The sequence below is a fragment of the Tolypothrix bouteillei VB521301 genome (genome assembly GCF_000760695.4).
GTDB classification, from domain to species: Bacteria; Cyanobacteriota; Cyanobacteriia; order Cyanobacteriales; family Nostocaceae; genus Scytonema; species Scytonema bouteillei_A.
On sequence record NZ_JHEG04000002.1, the window covers coordinates 312621 to 333948 of the forward strand.

Genomic DNA, 21328 nt, shown 5'->3' on the forward strand with positions numbered 1-21328 from the left:
AAGTTAAACGACGCTTGCTATCAATAAGTTTTTTGGTCATCGGCTAATAGCTAATGGTCAAAAAGCAATTAGCTATTAGCCATTAGCTATCCTAAATCATTTCTAAGAAACTGGTATTTTTAGTATAATTTAATACTATAAAGACACGGGTTTGTTTACACTGACTTTCATAAACTCTATAATGTAAGTTAGTACTTACATTAATTATTATGAGCCGAACGAGTAGAGGCGTAACAGAAACCCGCGATCGCCTTTTAAAAGCTGCTATTGAAGTCTTCTCCACAAAAGGATACGTTGGAGCGTCAACCCGTGAAATTGCTCGGGTTGCAGATGTGACTGAAGTGACATTATTTCGCCACTTTCAAAGCAAAGAGCACCTTCTGGGTGAAGTTGCACAGCGTATTACAGCACTACAAGCGGAAGCCTTAACGCATCAAAACGAGTGGACTTACGATTTAAGTCGCGATCTTCTATATTATGCACAGATCTACGACGAGATGCTGGAGGAGTATGAAGCATTATTTCGGATGTTTATTGGTGAAGGTCAAAGACATCCAACAGAAGCAATCAAAGTGCTTCAGCAATCGGTTTTACCCCTACGTGAACAACTAATTTCCTATCTGCAAGTCTGTGTTGAACGGGGTTGTGTTCGTCCTGATGTTGACTTGCCAATGGCAGTGGATCAATTGACCGGAATGCTTCTGTCTGGGATGATTCGCCGTCATGTTTCCCAAGTTAACCGAGGCTACAGCCGCGAAAAATACATTGAAGGATGTGTAGATTTATTTGTGAGGGGAGTTAGCACAGCTAAGTCTTCTGTCAGTCAGACTTCGTCTCCTAGATGAACGTTTCCGATAATTGTGTAAGTTTGGCGCTAAATTCTATTATCTCTGTCTGGGAGTACTCATCATCTACGATGTCAAGCACCGCTCGTGAACCGGAACGATCGCATTCCAAGCGCTCGAAACCATCGTCACAATCCACTTATGATACAGCCGGGTATGTCCAAGGATCGCTCAAGTGGGCGATCGCCCTAACGGCTTCCCTAGGAGCCATTCTAGAAGTTATTGATACCAGCATTGTGAACGTTGCTTTGACGGATATGCAAGCAACTTTAGGAGCAACCGTGACCGAGATTGGTTGGGTTGTCACGGGTTATGCGATCGCCAACGTTGTCCTGATTCCCCTTTCCGCTTGGTTGGGAGACTTCTTCGGAAAGAAAACCTACTTCATCTTTTCTATGGTTGGGTTCACAATTGCCTCCGCGATCTGCGGTCTATCGATTAATCTGCCGATGCTGGTGGTGGCGCGAATTATTCAAGGCTTATGCGGAGGTGGACTCCTAGCGAAAGCGCAAGCAATTCTGTTTGAGACTTTTCCTCCAGCAGAACAGGGGATGGCACAATCTGTGTTTGGGGTTGGGGTCATTGCGGGACCAGCCATCGGTCCGACTTTGGGCGGTTATCTAACCGATACCTTAGGCTGGCGCTGGATTTTCTTTATTAATTTGCCTGTAGGTATTGTCGCCACGATGATGGCGATCGCCTTCCTCAGACCTGATTCAACGCAACGCACCCGAAGTCAGAAGACAGTAGACTGGGCAGGAATTATATTACTGTGTATTACAGTAGGCAGTCTGCAGGCGTTTTTGGAAGAAGGAGAAAGAGACGACTGGTTTGAATCGAGTTTCATTACGACACTGGCGATCGCGGCGGTCGTGGGGCTCGTTCTGTTTATCTGGCGGGAACTCAGCGCGAAATCACCAGCCGTTGACTTGCGAGTCTTGCGATATAAATCCCTAGCAGCCGGTAGCCTTTACTCCGGTATTTTGGGTATGGGACTCTACGGAGCCTTATTTGCCGTACCATTATTTGCTCAAGGTGTACTGGGTTTTTCAGCAACACAAACTGGATGGTTACTTGCTCCGGGTGCTTTAGCTTCTGCCATCATGATGATTTTACTGGGCAAAATATCGTCTAAGGTAGATGCCCGCATTCTAATTGGGCTAGGAGCCGTTGGAACTACAGCAGTCATGTTCGATTTGGCAAAAATCACGCCTCAAACCGGAACTGACGACTTGTTCTTACCTCTAATTTTGCGGGGCGCAACCACCGTTTTGATGTTTTTGCCCTTGAGTTTGGCAACACTAGGTTCTATTCCCAAACAAGATGTATCGGCTGGATCGGGTTTCTATAATTTAACCCGTCAATTGGGCGGTAGTATTGGCATTGCCATTCTAACGACGTTACTGGCTCAAAGAGAAGCTTTTCACCGAGCAATGTTGTTAACAAACTTAACGCCTTATGATTCACAGACGAGTGAGAGGCTCAATGCTCTGACACAACTGTTTCAGAGTCGAGGTGCGGATGCAGCAACCGCACAACAACAAGCGCTCGCCTCGCTCTCCCAATTGGTTAATACTCAAGCAGCTGTTCTCTCCTATGCAGATATTTTTCGCTTTGTTGGTATTGTCTTTCTCTGCTCGCTACCATTACTGCTGTTTCTCGGAAAGGGAGGAGCTCGATCTCAAGTACCCAACGCTCATTAAAGGATTTCCAAGAAATAAATTATCTTTCTTGTGGGACAGCCGTCCTCGCCCGTTGGCTGGTTTGTAGCATCGCAACCCTTTGGCTAAAAAACCCGCCAATCATGCATGATATAAAAGAAGACCCGTTTCAGAACTAAAAATTTTCGTCCGAGTTTAACACCATTAATGAGGTTTTATGAACAAAGAAGATTTGATGCGGTTGGCTTTAGAGGAAGCAAAAAAGGGTGATGCGCCCTATGGAGCGATCGCTGTAAAAGACGACCGAGTTATTGCAAAGGCTTACAATACTGTGAAGCAAGACAGCGATCCTTCTGCACACGCAGAGATTAATGTTATACGAAAATTAACTGCTAGTCTTAAAAACCCTTCTCTAGAAGGTTATACCATTTATACAACAGGTGAACCTTGCCCGATGTGTGCCACTGCTTGTGTATGGGCTGGTGTCTCGCAAATTATTTATGGCGCGTCTATTGAAGATTTAATCTCGGCCAATCAATCTCAGATTAATATATCTTGTGAAGAAGTCATTGCTAAGAGCTTTAGACAAATTCAGGTCACAAAAGGTATTTTAAGGGAGGAATGTATCAAGTTGTTTAGTTAGTTGTTTCGTGGTTGAGATAGGGTAAAAACGAATTAGCACAAATGGCTGCTTGAGTGCGATCGCGTAAATTCAATCGGTTTAAAATATTGGTGACGTGGTTCTTGACAGTTCCTTCTGAGATGAAAAGTTGTTGAGCAATCTCTCGGTTACTAGCACCAGTCGCAATTAACCGCAAAACCTCTTTTTCTCTGGGAGTCAGTTCAACCAAGCCAGATGGTAAAGGTTGGGTTGTATTCACCGGAGGAACTTGAGAGAGAAGTTTTTTAACGATCCCAGGTCCTAATTGAGTATAACCTTTGTGAACGGCACGAATAGCAAAAGCAAGTTCCTCAGAGGGAGTATCTTTCAGTAAATAACCCGTTGCTCCATTTTGCAATGCTGCTTTCACATATTCATCATCGTCAAATGTTGTAAGTACTAAAACTTTGACTTGAGTAAAACGATTTTTTATTTCTCTTGTAGCTGCAACTCCATCCATAATTGGCATTCTAATATCCATCAGGACTACATCTGGATGTAATTCTTCTATTAAGCATAGTGCCACTTCACCGTTTTCTGCCTCTCCCACAATTTCTAAATCTTCTTCTAATTCCAACAATGCCTTTAATCCTTGGCGGATTAAATTTTGGTCATCTGCTAGTAAAACTTTAATCATAGAATTATGAATTATAAATTATGAATTATGAGTTATGAAGATTTTGAAAATTCATAATTCATAATTGTTACTGTAATAGTACAACCGCTACCAGGAGCAGATTGAATATGAAAATGACCTCCCAATGCCAAAGTGCGATCGCGCATACTTTTTAATCCGAATCCTGTGGTATTTTGCGTCAAATCAAACCCCAACCCGTTATCTTGAATCTTGAGCTGTAGACTGTTATCGGTCGCAATTAGTTCCAGTTTAACTTCTGTTGCTTTTGCGTGTTTGTAAATATTTGTCAATGATTCTTGAATAATTCGATAAATAGGTGTACTCATTTCAATAGGAACAGAATAGGGCAATTGGATGTGACAAATAGGGGTAATACTCGTAGAACGTTGAAGATTTTCTACTAGCCCTAAAATAGCTTGTTCCAAGGATTGTTCTTGTAAAGGATGAGAACGCATAGTAGAAACTGATTGACGCACATCTTGTAAAGCGCTACTTCCCAATTCCTTTGCCCTTGCTAAAAAAGTTTTTGCCTTTTCCGGGTTAGATTGCCATAGCTTTAAAGCTGTTTCCAATTGCAAGTTTAAAGCTGTAAGAGAGTGTCCCAAAGAATCGTGTATTTCACGAGCAATACGGTTGCGTTCTTCTAAAGTAGCTTGGTTTTCAATTCGTAACGCATACTGACGGAGTTTTTCATTCGCAATCGCCAGTTTTTCTCGACTTTGTCGTTCTGACAAAACTGCATTCATCAATAGCAAAATAAAAACAAGAATTAACCCGAAGACAAGTACAAAACTTAAAGTAAAAAACCAAAAGCGCTCCTGCGCCATTGGTGACACTGCTATCCGCTCTAACCGACGTCTGAATGTCAGTAAAAATAAGATAAATGATAGACTTGCACTGATCAAACGACCGGGTAGTTGAAAAATCAAACAACTACGAGTCACGAAAATGAGGTAAGGAAAGGGAAAAAGCCGAGCCGTTCTTCCACTAAAAAAACCAATAATTAAAATTAAGCAAATTTCTATAGATGTATAAAGTATTTTTGTGAATTTATGACCTGTGGGTAGATATAATCCCATTAAGCCAAAGATAATTAAACTGCAAATTGTCAGTTCTGGAAATTGCTTGGGGTAACGATAGACAGGAAATGGCATAACAGCTGTAAAAACAGCGAATAGCAGCAAAACCCACTCCAAATAAAGCAAAAATCGAAAAGGATGATTTTTGAACTGAATTGAACGGTTCATAGTTATACTATTTATATTTGGGATTGAAAAAGAATCGTGTCAGTAACTTAATTTTACCCAACTACCTGTCGCATCCTTTTTTCAAATCTGTATGAGTTGTGGGTTGTTAGTTGTTCATCAGCGAATTCCCCATCTGAAATCTAAAGTTATTCTTAAAAAGGGTGCGGGCGTGCTATTCCATAACCCTGTGCATAATCTACTCCAATGGCTTTAAGTTTTTTAAGAATATCTTCATTTTCAACGAACTCAGCGATGGTTTGAATGCCCATAACATGTCCAATTTGATTGATGGCTTCTACCATTGCCATGTCAATGGGTTCTTCAACGATATGCCTGACAAAAGTTCCATCTATTTTAAGATAATCTATTGGCAAATTTTTAAGATAGCAGAATGAAGACATACCACTTCCAAAATCGTCTAAAGCAAAACGACAACCTAATTCTCTTAAGGATCGGATGAAACTGACTGCTTTCGTTAAGTTTGCAATGGCGACAGTTTCAGTAATTTCAAAGCACAGAATTTGTGGTGGAATCTGGTGCAGTTCTAACTGTTCGCGCACAAAGCCCATAAATTGGTCATCGTTAATGCTTGCACCGGAGATGTTAATCGCATACAAACTGCTACGCTTAGTTCTCGATTGAGCATACTCGTTTAATTGTTCTCTTTTGTGCTGTCTGAGGTGAGTAAAAAGATTGCGGATTACCCAGCGATCGATAAGTGGCATAAGATTGTAACGTTCAGCTGCAGGGATAAAAGCCATGGGCGAGACTAAACTTCCCTGTTCGTCAATCAAGCGTAGTAAAACCTCACAATGTTCTTCTCTAGACTCATGAAGGGTGGTGGGAACAATCTTTTGGTAGTAAAGGCAAAAACGGTTTTCTTCTAGGGCTTGAGCAATTCGCACTCCCCACTGCATTTCGCCTTGTGCTTTTTCCATTTCGCTATCGTCAGCTTGGTAGAGATGCACGCGGTTGCGCCCGTTGTGTTTTGCTAGGTAGCATGCTGCATCAGCCATACTCATGACAGTACCCATATTTTGGGTGTCAGCATCAATTGGAACTAATCCGATACTGACACCAATATTAAATACTTTATCTTGCCAAAGAAAACGGAATTCTTGAACGCGCTGCAATATTGTATTGGCAATTCGCAATGCTGGTTCTAGAGGACAACACTCTAGGAGGATAATAAATTCATCTCCCCCCAAACGTGCTAAGGTATCTGAGGCGCGGATTTGATTCTGAAACAGAGCCGTCACTTGGCGCAACAGTTCATCACCTGCAAGGTGTCCGCAGGTGTCGTTGACAATTTTAAATCTATCTAAATCCAAATAACATACGGCGTGTTGCTGATTTTGTGTTTTGCCAATGGTTAGAGCGAGTTCCAAGCGGCGCTCAAATTCCCGTCGGTTAAACAATCCGGTTAAGGGATCGTGAGTGGCTTGCCAAGAAAGTTGGTGTGCCATACTGCGTTTTTGGGAAACGTCCTGAAATACCATCACTGCGCCAATAATTTGACCATCGCGATCGCGAATTGGTGCTGCAGAATCATCAATAGGAACCTCGCTTCCATCACGCGCAATCAGGATAGTATCTCTCCTAGTAAGATTCACAATGGAACCCGAACTCAAAGCTTTTTCAACTGGATTTTCTACAGTTTCTCGAGTTGTTTCGTTAATAATCTTTAAAATTTCAGTCAAAGCTTTTCCTTGAGCATCCGCAAGCGACCAACGAGTCATTTGCTCTGCAACAGGATTCATGTAATTTATTTTACCATTAATATCAGTGTTAATGACGGCGTCTCCAATAGATTGAAGCGTTACTTGAGCGAGTTCTTTTTCTTCATAGAGTGCTTTTTCCAAACGTTTGCGTTCGGTCATATCTCGACCAATATAAAGAAAATGTTCTAAGCCTTCTATTTTAGTTGAAATTTTAGAAAAAGAGATAATTAACTCTTTTCCCGTCTTGCTATAACAAATAACTTCGCAATCTTTAAAAGACTTTAAGGGCAGATCGGAATTTATTTTACAATTTTGATATAAAAAATTTATTTCCTTAAGAATGATTGAAATGGGTTTTAAAATTAAGTCTTCTTTACCGTATTCTAAAATTTGCAGTGCTGATTGATTTACCATCACAATTTGTTCTGAATCATTTGTTATTAAAAGAACATCGCTAATCGCTGTCAGTAAATTGTCAATATAGGTGAAAGCAACTGCTAAAGCATTTAACAGATAGTTAACTAAGAAATAATTTTCATAAACTTTTTGAAGGATGTTTTTTCAAAAACCATCCTTTCTGTTGCATCTTCTAAAAGAATAACATAACCTTTTTCAATAAAATTGATGAACAAATCAACATAAAAAGGTGAAAAAATATCTTTTCTACGAGCAATCCCCCTTAATTCAAATCTCTCTTGGCTCCCTTGAAAAATATCAAAGATGTAATTTTCATATCCTATTAACTCAGGAAAACTATCTCGAATATCTTTTCCGGGAACTGCATGACCGGGGGATTCTGCAAATCTTTGAGCACCTGGAGAAGTCTCTAAAATAATTAAGTTTTGAGAAACTATCAAATATTCTGTATGATTGGGAATTAAGAGATTTTCCGCGAGAGTTTTCATAAAATCTTTTTTATAAATTATAAGCGTTTAATTTGAATGTATTGTCCGTGTAATCCAGTTATATTTTAAGCCTAATTGCGGAAATACGCTATCATTTTGTAACAGTCAGGATAAATACTGAAAAAAAATTATTTAAAAATAAAAAATCTGAGAATATACGTATTGACAAAACAATAAAATACAGGTTAACGCACAAATGAGTTACATCGATATAGCTACTGTAAAGTTGCTTTTTTAGAACAGTCAAAGGCAAGAAAGATGCTGACTATGACTAAAGTCATGGATAGACTCATGACTTTCTCCTCATGTAACCCCTATAAGTAAGATTTTATGCTAGTACCAGCAGGTGAGAGAAATCCAGGAGACAACTAAAGAGATGAAAATCAAGCACTTATCACTTATCGCAGGAGCCATCGCTCTAACTTTAACTGCTACTTCTTGGGCAGTCAACGCAGAAACGCTCTCATCCTCACCTTTCGTTGTTGCTCAGGAACAACCCAGAGACATGAAGGGTAAAGGTCCGTGGGCAAAATTGGGACTAACAGACGCACAAAAAACCCAACTTCAGGAGATTCGTCGCAATACGCGTGAAGAAATAGACAAAATTCTGACTGAAGAACAACGAGCACGACTCAAGAACGCCATGGAAAACCGAGATGGTAAGCGTGGTGGTTGGAGAAGTGTTATGAATTCTTTAAATCTCTCCGACGAGCAGAAAACTCAAATCCGTGAAGTTAAGCGAGCGCAGAGAACTAAAATGGAAGCTATTCTGACAGACGAACAGAAAGCACAGCTCGATGAATACAAAAAACAAAGGCGCGATCGCATTCAACAATACCGACAAAATCAGCAATAGTAGTTAATAGATAGTGGTTGAAGCTATAGAGCTAACAACTAACACATTATAAAGACGCGCCACGGCGCGTCTTTTCGTATTTAACAATATTGCTCGTAGATGAAAGCCCAAACAGTATAAAGGCAGCAAGCAGAATAAATGTAAAATTTTATACAGATTGAAGTTGTCCGCTCTCTGTTGAAGCTACTTCTTACTTTTATATTTCTTCAAGGAAAAAACCGTAATTGCTCTGAAGCTTTGTTTAAAGCAACTAAAAGATAATTTGACTTAAGGCGCAAATAAAAGTTGAGAGATACAAAATGCAGGTTGGTAGAAATAAATAGCACTATCTTACAAAATATTAATCTACCTAAAATGCCTATCAATAACAAATGACCAATAACAAATGAGCGAGGCTGCAAACTATGTTCCGTAAGTTGTTGCTACTGCTAGTCATAAGTTTATCGGGAAGTGTTGTTTTACCCTTACCACAAAAGGCAAGGGCTGTCACTCCCCTGACACTGGCTGTTATCGAGGAACTGAGGAACCTAGTGCAACTCGTCCCACAAAACAAGCCGCAACGTCAAGCACGCAAGTTGGATTCTATGATTCCTGGAGACGGCTTGTCCACTGGTAAAGCTTCTTTAGCAGAATTGCGTTTCAATGACGGTTCTATAGCGCGAATTGGCCAACAGACTGTATTCCGGTTCTTACCGAAAACTCGAAATTTAAGACTTTCAAACGGAACTGTGTTGTTGCTGATTCCACCCGGACAAGGACAAACAAGGGTAAATACACCAAATGCTGCAGCCGCAATTCGCGGTTCCGCGCTGTTTGTACGTTACGATCCACAAACAGACACCACAATTGTGGGTGCATTAACAAATAGCGGTATTCAAGTTCAAAACAAGAATGCGTCTCAAAATCAAAAGCTAGCTGCCGGACAACTTATAGTTGTAGTTAAAGACAAATTTCAAGGTTTATACGATTTTGACTTAAGGACTTTTTACGAAACAAGCCATTTGGTTCGGGGGTTGGATTTAGCTCGCACAACGGGTGTATCTCATTCAGATCCGGGACTGGCTAGCGTTCAAGCGGAAACAGCAGAAGCAGTCGCAACACAACAGCCATTGGTAGGTGTAGGTGTGATAGAAAACTTACCTATTTTTAGGTCAGCGACTTCCTCTGGTGACACCTCGACTCATCAGAGCGATCGCATTCACAACAGTGGAATGAGAGAACATTTTCCGGTCGAGAACCTGCTAAATACAGGACAAGTGTTTTCAAATCCTGTTGAAGATGACCGTGTTAAACCTAATAGTTCTCCTGGCAAAGGCAACCACGGCAACAATAATTCAAATAACGGCAACCACGGCAACAATAATTCAAATAACGGCAACCACGGTAATAACAACCCCAGTAACAATAATTCAGAAAAAAATTAAGGAAGTTGCATAAATTCACGTGCGTTCGACAGACTTCACCCCCCACCCTTCCTCTACGTTCAACTTAAAAAAATTTCAAATTCTTGTAGTTGCGCTGTATTCATATCCATCGCAACTACAAGTGTAGAAACTTTTTACACTTAATTGATTCAAACTACTTACTATTAACCATCAGCCATTAGCCATTAGCCATTAGCCATCAGCCCTTCGGGTTCGCCCTTCGGGTTCGCCAGTCCCCTACGGCGGGAAACCCGCCTGCTTTCCCTGGACTCACCATTAGCCATTAGCCATTAGCAATTAGCCATCAGCCCTTCGGGTTCGCCAGTTCCCTACGGCGGGAAACCCGCCTGCAGGACTGGACTCACCATTAGCCATTAAAACCTCCCTCCCTGAATCTGGTCAAAAACTGCCTTATCATCAAAAAACTTCTTCTGAATTGCATCCCAACCGCCAAAGTCTTTGACAGTATAAAGCTTGCTTATTGGAGGAAACTGCTTTTGATTTTCTTTAGCTGCAGCAGCATTCACAGGGCGAAAACCGACTTTTGCAAATTGCCGTTGTGCTTCTGGTGTATAAAGGAACTTAACAAAAGCTTCTGCTACTTGGCGAGTACCCCGCTTGTCTACAACCTTGTCCACCACAGCCACTGGGCTATCAATCGAAACATTGACTTGAGGCAGTATGGAAGGAAAGTTAGATTCTCCTTTTATCTTTGCCAAAATTTCCTCATTCTCATAATTTAACAACACATCCCCTTGATTGCGCTTGTAAAAAGTATCACTTGCTTCTCGTGCGTCCTTAGGTAATACGGGGACATTTTTGTAAACTTTAGCAACATAATCGCGTGCTTTTGCTTCATTTCCACCTGTCTTCATGACGGAGCCCCAAAGCCCTAAAAAGTTCCAACGAGCACCTCCAGAGGTTTTAGGATTGGCGGTGATGACCGTCACTCCCGGTTTAACCAAATCGTTCCAATCACGAATTTTTTTAGGATTTCCCGGACGGGTGACAAGCACAACTGCAGAACGGGTCACAATCCCATTGTTGGGAACCTCTTTTTCCCAACCGGGTGCAATAAGCCCTGCTTTCTGGATTTTATCTACATCCAGCCCCAAAGCGAGTGCTACAACATCCGCCTCCAAACCATCTATGACAGCTCGTGCTTGAGAACCAGAGCCACCATAACTTTCTCGAAAAATAACTTCTTGATTGCGCTCTTTCTTCCACTTTTGCGTAAATAGGGGAATGATTTTAGAGTATGCCTCTTTAGTCACGGCATAAGAGACTAAAGTCAATTCAACTGTTTTGGGATTTTGGCTTATCAGTTGAGTTTTAGTATTTGTAGGAGGTTTGTGCAAGGTTATACCTGCATAAACAGGTACTGCTGCGCTGACAGTGAAACCTACAGCGATTGTGAAAGTGCGGGTGCGGGTAGAAAATTTTTTCCACTGTTGTAATAAGGATGAAGGGACATTTCTCAGGGATATCTTCACGATCGGTGATTCCTTATAGGTTTAAACTACGGTATTTCTATGGAATAACAGGTTTACTGATGAAAATAACAATCCCATAAAATCCGTATCGAAAGCAAGTCATTTTTGGGGACAGGGGAGACACGGGGGATAAGGAAGAATAATTTATCTTTATTCCCAATCCAAAATCACTAACCCCTGAACCCTAAGCCCCTAATTCCATACAGATTGAAACAATAGTGTCAGAATAGTGTAGAGCTTCTAAAGTATCTTGATCCCAGAGTCGTTTCCTTAGAGTTCAGGATTTCAACAGCCATGTGTCAGCTGCTAGGAATGAACTGCAACGTACCTACTGATATTTGTTTTTCGTTTGAGGGCTTCGCCGCAAGGGGAGGAAAAACTGATGACCATCGGGATGGTTGGGGTATCGCCTTTTTTGAAGGAAAGGGATGTCGGCTTTTCTTAGATGCCAAACCTTCCATTGCTTCTCCTATTGCGGACTTGGTGCGGTGCTTTCCCATCCATTCCAAACACGTCATAGCCCACATTCGCAAAGCGACCCAAGGTGAAATTTCTTTAGAAAATTGCCACCCTTTCCGGCGAGAAATGTGGGGAAGGTATTGGGTATTTGCTCACAATGGAGATCTGCGCGATTTTCATCCCCAGGATTTGGAGTTTTATCAACCTGTTGGTAACACCGATAGCGAAAAAGCTTTCTGCCTGATCTTAGATAAGTTGCGAGCCTCTTTTCCTCATAGCAAACCACCTATAGAAAAATTTTATTTAGTTCTCAGAGAAATCACTCATTCTATCGCCAAGCAAGGTATATTTAATTACTTGTTATCGGATGGAGAGCATTTGTTTGCCTATTGTTCAACCAAACTTAGCTACATTGTGCGTCAAGCGCCTTTTGCTGCTGCCCATTTGATTGATGAGGACTTAACTGTAGATTTTAGCGAATTAACAACTCCAAGCGATCGCGTTGCTGTCATTGCCACTACCCCCTTAACGGATAATGAAGTTTGGACAACAATTCAACCGGGAGAACTGTTAGCATTTCAGGATGGTTTACCCATGAGCTACCGATAAACACCTACAAGCTCTCTTTTTCCTCGATCGCTGGTAAAAACACCACTTTCTTGAGCGATAAAGTGCAGTTTTACTCTTGCTTTTTTAGCATATGCCATGTATTATCTCTCACAATGAACACTAAATACGGTTAGCTAACTAACTAACCGTATAACTTCGGGGGCGAGAGTATGAGTTTGTGGCAGACTGTCCTAAGACAAGCAGGGCAATCATTTTTGCAAATAACCGATAAATTTAAGCTTAAGTCTTTAAAAAGCTTTTTATCACTCTTTTTAGTAGGAATCAGTTTAAGTGTTGCGATCGCTGCTTGTTCTGGTGGCAATACAAACAGTTCTTCTGGAAATAGCACCGGAACGGATACCACAGCTAACCCTGTAGCGGCAAACAAACAAGATGCAGAAATTACCCTTGTTTCCTTTGCCGTAACAAAAGCAGCTCATGAAGCTATTATTCCAAAATTTGTAGAAAAGTGGAAGAAAGAGCACAACCAAAATATTACCTTCAATCAAAGCTATGGCGGTTCGGGATCTCAAACCCGTGCTGTAATTGATGGTTTGGAAGCTGACGTCGTTCACTTGGCACTTGGCTTGGATGTGGGAAGAATTGAAAAAGCTGGGTTGATTCAGCCTGGATGGGAGAAAGAAGTCCCTAACAATGGTATCGTTTCCAAATCAGTTGCTGCTTTAGTGACTCGTGAAGGAAACCCCAAAGGTATTAAAACTTGGGCAGATTTAGCAAAAGACGGTGTTAAGCTCATCACTGCTGACCCCAAAACCTCCGGTATTGCACGCTGGAACTTCCTCACATTATGGAATTCAGCTATCAAGAGTGGAGCGGGAGAAGATAAGGCGATCGAGTTTGTGAAAAAAGTCTACAGTAACGTGCCCGTTCTAACAAAAGATGCTCGGGAAGCGACAGACGCCTTTTTCAAGCAAGGTCAAGGAGACGCCCTGATCAACTACGAGAACGAAATTATCCTGGCACAGCAGAAGGGAGAGAAAGTCAATTACATTATTCCCGACGTCAATATATCCATCGATAATCCAATTGCAGTCGTAGATAAGAACGTTGATAAACACGGAACCCGTGAAGTCGCAGAAGCTTTTGTGAAATTCTTGTATGAACCGGAAGCTCAGGAAGAGTTTGCCAAAGTTGGATTCCGCTCTGTCAATGAAACAGTTGCTCAGAATAAAGCTATTTCAGACAAGTATCCCAAAGTTCAAAATCTAGGCACAGTGCAAGACTACGGTGGTTGGGACTCCATCCAGAAAAAGTTCTTTGCAGATGGCGCAATCTTTGACCAAATTCAAGGAAAAGCAAAATAGGAATTTATGCTAATAGCTATTAGCTAATAGCTATTAGCCATTAGCCATCAGCCATTAGCTATTAGCAATTTTAATTATGTCTATTTCATCTCCTCCATCAACTTCTTCTACTAGGAGAACTGTTCGCCAACAGCCTCCCATTTGGAAAAGGTATCTACAGCATCTCTACAACTTGCCTTGGACTTGGCGAATTACCATTGCCTATTTAAGTGTGATGTTGTTTCTACCAGTCCTTGCAATGTTTGCAAAAGCAAGTACTGAACCTCCAGCCCGATTTTGGGAAATTGCGACCAGTCCTATTGCTTTGGCCACTTACGAAGTAACTTTTGTTACCTCATTGTTTGCTGGGCTCATCAATGGGGTTTTTGGAACTCTCATTGCTTGGGTCTTTGTTCGATACGATTTCCCTTTGAAACGCTTGCTTGATGCCACTATAGATTTACCTTTTGCATTGCCAACAGCAGTGGCTGGTTTAACTTTAACGACAGTCTACAGTGAGAATGGTTGGATTGGTTCGTTACTCGTACCTTTAGGAATCAAGGTATCCTTTACTCGTCTGGGTGTAGGGATAGCCATGATATTCATCTCCCTTCCCTTTATTGTGAGAACAGTGCAGCCCGTACTGCTCGAAATGGAGAAGGAAATTGAAGAAGCTGCTTGGAGTTTGGGTGCTTCTCAATTACAGACTTTTTTGAAGGTGATTCTACCTCCGTTATTTCCCTCTATTTTGACGGGCGTTGCATTAGGTTTCTCCCGCGCTGTTGGGGAATATGGTTCAACTGTCATTATTGCTTCTAACACTCCTTTTAAGGATTTGATTGCGCCCGTGCTCATTTTCCAACGATTGGAGCAGTATGACTATTCGGGTGCAACAGTTATCGGCATGGTGTTATTAATCATCTCTTTGGTGATGTTGCTGGGAATTAATCTTATACAAGCTTGGGGAAGAAGATATGACGCAAGATGAATTTCCACAGCCTCACTTTCACTCAACAACAAGCGAATCGAGCACTTCAAAGCAGGTCAAACCAAAAAGTTTTGCTCCTGCTATATTGATTGCGATCGCTGTTGGTTATCTAGCTTTAATCATCTATGTCCCCGCACTCAACGTTTTTGTCCAAGCTTTTAAAAGCGGTGTGGGAACGTTTTTCTCTAACCTCACGCGTCCGGAGTTTACTCATGCCGCTTGGTTGACGATCGCTCTAGCCGTCATTTCCGTACCTGTGAATACCGTATTTGGTTTGTGTGCTGCTTGGGCGATCGCACGCCATAGATTTCCCGGTCGCGCTTTCGTTCTCAGCCTGATTGACCTACCCTTTTCTATTTCACCTGTAGTTGCGGGATTAATGATAGTGCTGCTGTACGGGCGAAATGGGTGGTTTGGTCAGATTTTAGAAAGCAACGATATCAAAGTTGTTTTTGCCTTTCCTGGTATGGTACTCGCCACAGCCTTTGTGAGTTTACCCTTTGTCGCAAGAGAAGTGATTCCCGTTTTAGAAGAGTTGGGTAGCGATCAAGAAGAAGCTGCTAGAACACTTGGTGCCAAAGATTGGCAGATATTTTGGCGTGTTACCCTACCAAACATCCGTTGGGGTTTACTTTACGGCTTACTTTTGACAAATGCGCGAGCAATGGGTGAATTTGGTGCTGTTTCGGTAGTCTCCGGTAACATTGCTAAAAAAACGCAAAGCTTACCTCTCTATGTAGAAGATGCTTACAAACAATATGAAACTGAAGCAGCTTTTTCAGCCGCCGTGTTGTTAGCCTTGCTAGCAGTCGTGACCTTAGTCGTGAAGGAGATTTTAGAACGGAAAACGGGTATCAAACATAGCTCAAAACATTAATTGCAAAGATGACAATTATGGTTGCAGAAAATCAGCTGACACACAAACGAATTCGACTGAGAATACCTAGAGAATTTCATCAGGAACCCGTCATTTCTCGCTTGGTATCCAACTACGGTTTAACAGTGAATATCACTGCCGCAATGCTCGGATCTAATGGTATTGGTGATGGTTGGTTTGACTTAGATTTACAAGGAAGTAGCGAACAAATCGAGAGTGCTTTAATCTACATCAACGATTTAGATTTGGAAATTTGGCACGACATCAATACAGGGGAATTATGAATTATGAATTATAAATTATGAATTATGAATGTATAAAAGATTTCAGCATTCATAATTCATAATTCATAATTTCTCTAGATTTCATAGTGCCAAAGTTCTTCTTCTTTCAAGACAATTCTGTGTAGGGGAAGACGGTGAATCAAACCCTGTTCTTCCAACTGGGTAAGGATACGAGTAATCGTTACGCGAGTTGAATTGAGCATATCCGCAATGTCCTGGTGCGTGAGCCGCAAATCAATAAGATTTCCCGATGCTACTTCACGACCAAACTTTTTAGCCAACCAAGTCAGCAACTTAACAACCATAATTTCCACTGTTTTATGACTGCGAATTATCATCAATTCTTCTGCTTGTTGAATGTGAGCAAGCAATACCTGTGTCAGTGGGAACCACCCATCTAGAGGTAACGCGATCGCTTCAACTTTAGTCAAACATTCAATTTGATAGGGATCGACTTTAGAAAAAGCTTGGCTGACAATATCTCCCGGTCCCCAAATTCCTAAGGTGACAAGTGTACCGTCTTCATGCCAAGTGATAACCCTGACCACTCCTGTTTCAATTTTCCACAAACTATTCTCTTTGAGAGGTAGCGAGGAGCGGGTCTTAAAGCTGTGTCTGGTGGTTTGACTGGATGAATTTGGAAAATGTGATGAAATAGACATTGTTGTTTGAATTACTATTTTCCGATTAAAAAACCGTAGTTTCTAACTATATCAATTTCTTGAAGGAGATCGCTATGGGAATTGCAGTTCAAAATGTAACTAAACAGTACGGCTCTTTCTATGCTGTAGACGATGTCAGTTTGGAGGTTAAAACAGGATCTTTAGTGGCTCTGTTAGGTCCATCTGGATCTGGGAAATCTACTTTACTGCGAATGATCGCCGGATTGGAAGCACCAGATTCCGGTCATGTTTGGTTGGTGGGAGAAGATGCCACTTATAAATCAGTACAAGAACGTCAGATAGGATTTGTCTTTCAACACTACGCCTTATTTAAGCACATGACGGTGCGCCAGAACATCGCCTTTCCACTCGAAATTCGCAAGTTTCCTAAAAATAGGATTCAGGATAGAGTGGCAGAGCTTTTGGAATTAGTTCAATTAGGGGGTTTTGGGGAACGCTATCCTTCACAACTTTCCGGAGGTCAACGTCAGAGAGTAGCGCTAGCAAGAGCATTGGCAGTGCAGCCAAGAATATTGCTTTTAGATGAACCATTTGGGGCGTTAGATGCAAAAGTCCGTAAGGAATTAAGAATGTGGTTGAGACAACTTCATGAAGAGGTTCACGTGACAACCGTATTTGTGACTCACGACCAAGAGGAAGCGATGGAAGTTTCCGATCAAATCGTAGTTATGAATAAAGGTCGGGTAGAGCAAATGGGTACGCCTGCTGAAATTTACGACCATCCTGCTTCACCTTTTGTCATGAGCTTTATTGGTCCGGTTAATGTTCTTTCCAGTAACGCTGGTATTTTGGTCAATAAAGATTTTGCTACTCCGTCAAGCCATCAAGTCTTTTTACGTCCCCATGATGTTGCTATTAAAACTAGTCCTACTGAAGAAAATTCTGTATCGGCTAAGGTCTACCGGATTATTAACTTAGGTTGGGAAATTCGGGTGGAGTTAGTTCTTCAGTCTGGAGAACCAGTCATTGCTTATTTATCTCGCGAACAGTTCGATCGGCTCGATATAAAAGAAGATCGGCAGGTGTTTATTAAACCCAAGCAGGCAAAAGTCTTCCCGGCTTATGCTACTAAGTAGGTAGGTGAGAAAAAGCTTACAAATGACAAGTGAAGACAATCCTGACACTTAGCTTTATTTGTAACGATCTACTTAGTTAGTTCTGAAAATAAAGCATTGGGCATAGTAGGAAGGGCATTGCCCCTCCTACAAATATGAGTAATTCTCAAAAGTTAATAGCTCAAGAATCGACTTTTTTTGGTTTCTGGCTGCTCGTGAATGTACGAAATTAAACTACGTTTTAACAAAGGATGTAAGGGAACTAAATTTGCAATATTACACCCGTATAATTGTAGAGTTGATTCGTAAATACCGAATGTTTGAATTAAATAGTCTTGTAACTTCCATTGCAAGCGATCGCGTTGTTGAATATCTAATAGTTCAACTTGGATATGAGCGCATAAAGCTATCTGACCAGATCCACTTACCCAAATCCGTAACATCTCAACACTATGCACCTCTGGAAACGATCGCAATCCTACTTCAACATCTCTAGGATTGATAGAACGAGGGGCATACTCCAGCAGAACTTCTAAACTGCTTTGAATGACAGGAATCGAACTGAAACCGACAAAACCAGCAATCAATAAGCTAATCACTGGATCGATCCACAACAATTTTAGCCAGCAAATAATAAATGCAGTGATTAGAATTCCTAACGAACTTATTGCATCAGCAACAATATGCAAGAATGCTGCTCGGATATTTAAATCATTCAGGTTATGCTTGTGCAGCAGTGTCAAATTCAAACCGTTGATAATTAATCCTAAACCTGCACCCAATAACAAAGGCAAACTTACAATAGGTTCTGGATTCTGGAATCGTTCAATCGCTTCCCAGGCGATAAAACTAGCGATTGCTAACAATCCAAAACCATTTATCAAAGCTGCCAGAATTTCAAACCGCCGATGTCCAAAAGTAGCATGACCTGCGGCGGGTCTTTGAGCCAACCAGTTCGCCAACAGTGTTAAACTGAATGCACTTATGTCAGAAAACAAATGTCCGGCATCTGCTTGCAGCGAAAGGCTGTGGCTCCACTGCCCGAGAGCTATTTCTGCTGGCAGAAAACTAACCAGTGATACCAGTACTAACCACAATTGCCAACTATTTTGTCGATCTTTGTTTGTTTCTAAATGCCCTCGAATGTCGCAAGAACAGAAGCGATTATTATCAATTTCTAAACCATTCAAGTGTTGCTTAATGGAAAGCATACGGCAATTTTAATGTAACGCAAGTTTTACAAATTCTAGAGACATGACAAAAGAATTCGTAATTCGGGATGCAAACAGGAGTTACGAATTACAACTTTTCAGAAGCGATATGACATAAGTCACTTGTCTCTTGACAAGTGACTTATGACAATCTTTATGAGCTAACTTTAATTGTGCTGACTTACGTAGTCTTTAGGTTCCTCACCCGTAATCGCCTCATACATTGCTTTATGAATATGAACCTGATCGACTCCACCTGGGATGCCAGGAATATCATATCCGTAGGCTTTGTAACCCTTACCAATGTATTTATCTAACTTGAACGCTTTGCCTTGGTAGTAAACTGGTACTGGACGACGAGTGTGATTCCCCCAACCATATTTGTCTTCAGGAATCGAGCCAAAACTGTGACCAACAGAAGCGGAGTCAGTTTGCGGTCCATAAGTAATTTCTTTTGCACCCTTGGTTCTGAGCAAGCTTGGGAAGTTAGGATAAAGGGTTAAATAATGGTCGTGATCTGCTGTCACAATCAATACATTCTTTTGCCAACCTCCATTGCGCTCAATCCACTTGATTGCAGTACCCACTGCCTTATCAAAGTCAAGCACTGTACCGATAATGTTATCGATATTATTGTCGTGAATTCCCCAGTCAATATCACCACCTTCTACCATCAACCAAAAGCCATCTCGGTCTTTACCCAAAACATTCAATGCTGCTTGAGTTAGGTCCGCAAGGGTAGGATTTTCATTAATCTCGCGAGCAATAAAAGATTCGGGTGTTTCACCAGGTAGGAGAGGACGGTCAGTATCGTTTACTGGTGCATCTCCTCGCTTGTAAGGATCGTTGGTACGGAAATAGAGAGAAGTCTGACGGGCAAAGTTAGCAAGACCTGTAACACTGTAATCTCCATCGGCACCGCTTACTGGGAGATTTCCTTCTTGTCCCCTAGCACCATAAAGCCCCAATAGACGTTCGCCTTTATTGGGATCGATTTCTTTAGAGGTCTTGAGTAAAACTTTTGCTGCATTTGGACCTCGTTCTAAAAAACGATAACCGTAGCGATTATCACGATTGGATGAAGCAGGTGCTTGACAAGCTTCTGTATCACTCAGAGATGTTTTGCCTGTTAATTCTTTGTAAGTTGATGACTTAATGTAGACGTAATTACAATTTCCAGGCTCTTTATAACCGGGCTGACCTGGAGTATTAACAGTATTGTCATGATCTAGGGGATGACCGCCACCTAATAACACCGTAGGTAAGAAAGTATCCTGTAGGTCAGGTCGATCTGGATTGTTATCAAAATCCGGTCGTATTGCCTGCTGAATAATGCTATCGAGGGTAGGAAAATCAGAATCATACTTAGTACGGCGATTGACAGATGCTTCAGCTGAACCGGGTGTTGCATGGCTAATGGGTACGGAAGTTAGCAAACCTGTTGATTTACCCTGTTTTCTAGCTGTTTGTAGAATTGTTTCTACAGGATTTTCAAAGATATCCACCATCGCGTTGTTGTAGCTTTTGACCCCTGTGTAAAGGGTAAATGCCGTGTTAGCTGAGTCTGGATAGCTAAGCTTAATGTATTCTGACTGACAAGTAAACCGATTGGGAATGCTACCTAATGACTTGCCTAATGGAACTTCAATATCGCAAGATGCAGGCTGAGAAGGTGTCCAAGGATTAGAACCTCCTTTATCAACTTCCCATCCTGTGAGGTTACCTAAGGAGGGGTCTGTTGCACCACCTGTCCCACTTGCGACATCAATACCGACGTTAAAAGGAAAAGGTTTAAAGGAAAAGTCAGAGCGAGTATTGCTCTGACCAGTAATAGGATTGCTTCCATCTAATGCTGAGTTGCTAGTAGCAAAGACACCACTCTTCACATCAAAAACTGTAGTACCATAGGTTGTTGCATAGGTATATCCATCCAGCTTTTGAAAGTTTAATCCACGACCTTTTCCACGAGTATACAAGGGTGCATTGTTGGCAATGGCTCCTGCCCGTGCTGGTTCCCAACCCATTCCATCACCAATCATAATGATGACGTTAACACCGTTACCTTGTGCTTCTTTCGCAGCAAAAGCAGGCTCTTCGATTAGAACTGTTGAAATCAACAGCAGACAGCTAGCAATCCATGCGATAAGCCGGGTACGGCTTGCGCCAAGGGCGATCGCTCTTACGCACTTTTCAAACCAGGAAATCATGAAGTTCCCCTGACAATTAATGTAGGAATGTTTTGTTCGACTGTGAAATTTCTCTACTCAAATCTTGCACAAATGGCAGAAACGAGGTTTCTCACAACTCTTACAATTTAGCTCTGCCACAACAAGAACTAGAGCAAAGCACTTCCTTCCCAATGCCTATTGCTCCACATTCAAGTTAAACTCTCGCTCTATTGTTGAGAA

The 21328-nt window shown here is 41.6% G+C and carries 19 protein-coding genes; 11 read left to right on the plus strand and 8 right to left on the minus strand.

The window, feature by feature from the left end:
- Nucleotides 1-209 precede the first annotated feature (209 nt).
- The 3 genes from HC643_RS40105 (at nucleotide 210) to HC643_RS40115 (ending at nucleotide 3149) form a co-directional block, all read left to right on the plus strand.
- Nucleotides 210-845: a TetR/AcrR family transcriptional regulator gene (locus tag HC643_RS40105; protein WP_038077713.1), complete on the plus strand. Its 636-nt coding sequence runs from the start codon at nucleotides 210-212 to the stop codon at nucleotides 843-845.
- 71 nt (nucleotides 846-916) lie between these two features.
- On the plus strand, nucleotides 917-2548 hold the full coding sequence (locus HC643_RS40110; protein ID WP_038077709.1) for a DHA2 family efflux MFS transporter permease subunit: 1632 nt from the start codon (nucleotides 917-919) through the stop codon (nucleotides 2546-2548).
- Between the two features lie 175 nt (nucleotides 2549-2723).
- Nucleotides 2724-3149 carry a nucleoside deaminase gene (locus HC643_RS40115; protein ID WP_038077707.1) on the plus strand — a complete coding sequence of 142 codons (426 nt, stop codon included), beginning with the start codon at nucleotides 2724-2726 and terminating at the stop codon, nucleotides 3147-3149.
- On the opposite strand, the gene HC643_RS40120 is transcribed toward HC643_RS40115, so the two are convergent.
- From HC643_RS40120 to HC643_RS40135, 4 genes are all read right to left on the minus strand, one after another.
- Complete coding sequence (locus HC643_RS40120; protein ID WP_038077704.1) at nucleotides 3142-3804, minus strand: response regulator; 663 nt, start codon at nucleotides 3802-3804, stop codon at nucleotides 3142-3144. The two genes, HC643_RS40115 and HC643_RS40120, sit on opposite strands and share 8 nt — an antisense overlap.
- 32 nt (nucleotides 3805-3836) lie before the next feature.
- Nucleotides 3837-5051, minus strand: coding sequence for a sensor histidine kinase (locus tag HC643_RS40125; protein WP_038077702.1), 1215 nt, complete (start codon nucleotides 5049-5051; stop codon nucleotides 3837-3839).
- A gap of 152 nt (nucleotides 5052-5203) precedes the next feature.
- Nucleotides 5204-7327, minus strand: coding sequence for an EAL domain-containing protein (locus HC643_RS40130; RefSeq protein WP_336604419.1), 2124 nt, complete (start codon nucleotides 7325-7327; stop codon nucleotides 5204-5206).
- Nucleotides 7294-7677, minus strand: coding sequence for a nitrogen regulation protein NR(II) (locus tag HC643_RS40135; protein ID WP_167844887.1), 384 nt, complete (start codon nucleotides 7675-7677; stop codon nucleotides 7294-7296). The genes HC643_RS40130 and HC643_RS40135 overlap by 34 nt, the downstream gene beginning before the upstream one ends.
- A gap of 376 nt (nucleotides 7678-8053) precedes the next feature.
- Here HC643_RS40135 and HC643_RS40140 point away from each other — a divergent pair, with 376 nt between their 5' ends.
- Together HC643_RS40140 and HC643_RS40145 are read left to right on the plus strand one after the other, a co-directional pair.
- A complete protein-coding gene (locus HC643_RS40140; protein ID WP_038077766.1) occupies nucleotides 8054-8533 on the plus strand; it encodes a Spy/CpxP family protein refolding chaperone in 480 nt (159 codons plus the stop codon).
- A gap of 404 nt (nucleotides 8534-8937) precedes the next feature.
- The gene (locus tag HC643_RS40145; RefSeq protein ID WP_336604417.1) at nucleotides 8938-9957 is read left to right on the plus strand and encodes a FecR family protein; all 1020 of its coding nucleotides are present in this window, start codon (nucleotides 8938-8940) and stop codon (nucleotides 9955-9957) included.
- Between the two features lie 374 nt (nucleotides 9958-10331).
- Here HC643_RS40145 and HC643_RS40150 read toward each other — a convergent pair whose 3' ends face one another.
- The gene (locus HC643_RS40150) at nucleotides 10332-11450 is read right to left on the minus strand and encodes a sulfate ABC transporter substrate-binding protein (RefSeq protein WP_038079460.1); all 1119 of its coding nucleotides are present in this window, start codon (nucleotides 11448-11450) and stop codon (nucleotides 10332-10334) included.
- A gap of 294 nt (nucleotides 11451-11744) precedes the next feature.
- Here HC643_RS40150 and HC643_RS40155 point away from each other — a divergent pair, with 294 nt between their 5' ends.
- The 5 genes from HC643_RS40155 (at nucleotide 11745) to HC643_RS40175 (ending at nucleotide 15971) form a co-directional block, all read left to right on the plus strand.
- Nucleotides 11745-12518, plus strand: a complete 774-nt coding sequence (locus tag HC643_RS40155) for a class II glutamine amidotransferase (protein WP_038079459.1) — start codon at nucleotides 11745-11747, stop codon at nucleotides 12516-12518.
- 170 nt (nucleotides 12519-12688) lie between these two features.
- A complete protein-coding gene (locus tag HC643_RS40160; RefSeq protein ID WP_038079458.1) occupies nucleotides 12689-13843 on the plus strand; it encodes a sulfate ABC transporter substrate-binding protein in 1155 nt (384 codons plus the stop codon).
- Nucleotides 13844-13919: 76 nt separating this feature from the next.
- Entirely contained in the window at nucleotides 13920-14810 is an 891-nt protein-coding gene (gene cysT / locus HC643_RS40165) for a sulfate ABC transporter permease subunit CysT (protein WP_038079456.1), read from the plus strand.
- Nucleotides 14797-15687, plus strand: a complete 891-nt coding sequence (gene cysW, locus HC643_RS40170) for a sulfate ABC transporter permease subunit CysW (protein WP_038079452.1) — start codon at nucleotides 14797-14799, stop codon at nucleotides 15685-15687. Before cysT ends, cysW begins: the two co-directional genes overlap by 14 nt.
- Before the next feature lie 17 nt (nucleotides 15688-15704).
- The gene (locus HC643_RS40175) at nucleotides 15705-15971 is read left to right on the plus strand and encodes an NIL domain-containing protein (RefSeq protein WP_038079466.1); all 267 of its coding nucleotides are present in this window, start codon (nucleotides 15705-15707) and stop codon (nucleotides 15969-15971) included.
- A gap of 74 nt (nucleotides 15972-16045) precedes the next feature.
- Here the strand turns inward: HC643_RS40175 and HC643_RS40180 are convergent, their stop codons facing one another.
- The gene (locus HC643_RS40180) at nucleotides 16046-16633 is read right to left on the minus strand and encodes a Crp/Fnr family transcriptional regulator (RefSeq protein WP_038079446.1); all 588 of its coding nucleotides are present in this window, start codon (nucleotides 16631-16633) and stop codon (nucleotides 16046-16048) included.
- A 74-nt stretch (nucleotides 16634-16707) separates the two neighbouring features.
- On the opposite strand from HC643_RS40180, the gene HC643_RS40185 reads away from it, so the two are divergent.
- Nucleotides 16708-17730 carry a sulfate/molybdate ABC transporter ATP-binding protein gene (locus HC643_RS40185; RefSeq protein WP_038079465.1) on the plus strand — a complete coding sequence of 341 codons (1023 nt, stop codon included), beginning with the start codon at nucleotides 16708-16710 and terminating at the stop codon, nucleotides 17728-17730.
- A 152-nt stretch (nucleotides 17731-17882) separates the two neighbouring features.
- On the opposite strand, the gene HC643_RS40190 is transcribed toward HC643_RS40185, so the two are convergent.
- Nucleotides 17883-18920, minus strand: coding sequence for a cation diffusion facilitator family transporter (locus tag HC643_RS40190; protein WP_082051786.1), 1038 nt, complete (start codon nucleotides 18918-18920; stop codon nucleotides 17883-17885).
- A gap of 167 nt (nucleotides 18921-19087) precedes the next feature.
- Nucleotides 19088-21127, minus strand: a complete 2040-nt coding sequence (locus tag HC643_RS40195) for an alkaline phosphatase (protein ID WP_038079444.1) — start codon at nucleotides 21125-21127, stop codon at nucleotides 19088-19090.
- Nucleotides 21128-21328: the final 201 nt, after the last annotated feature.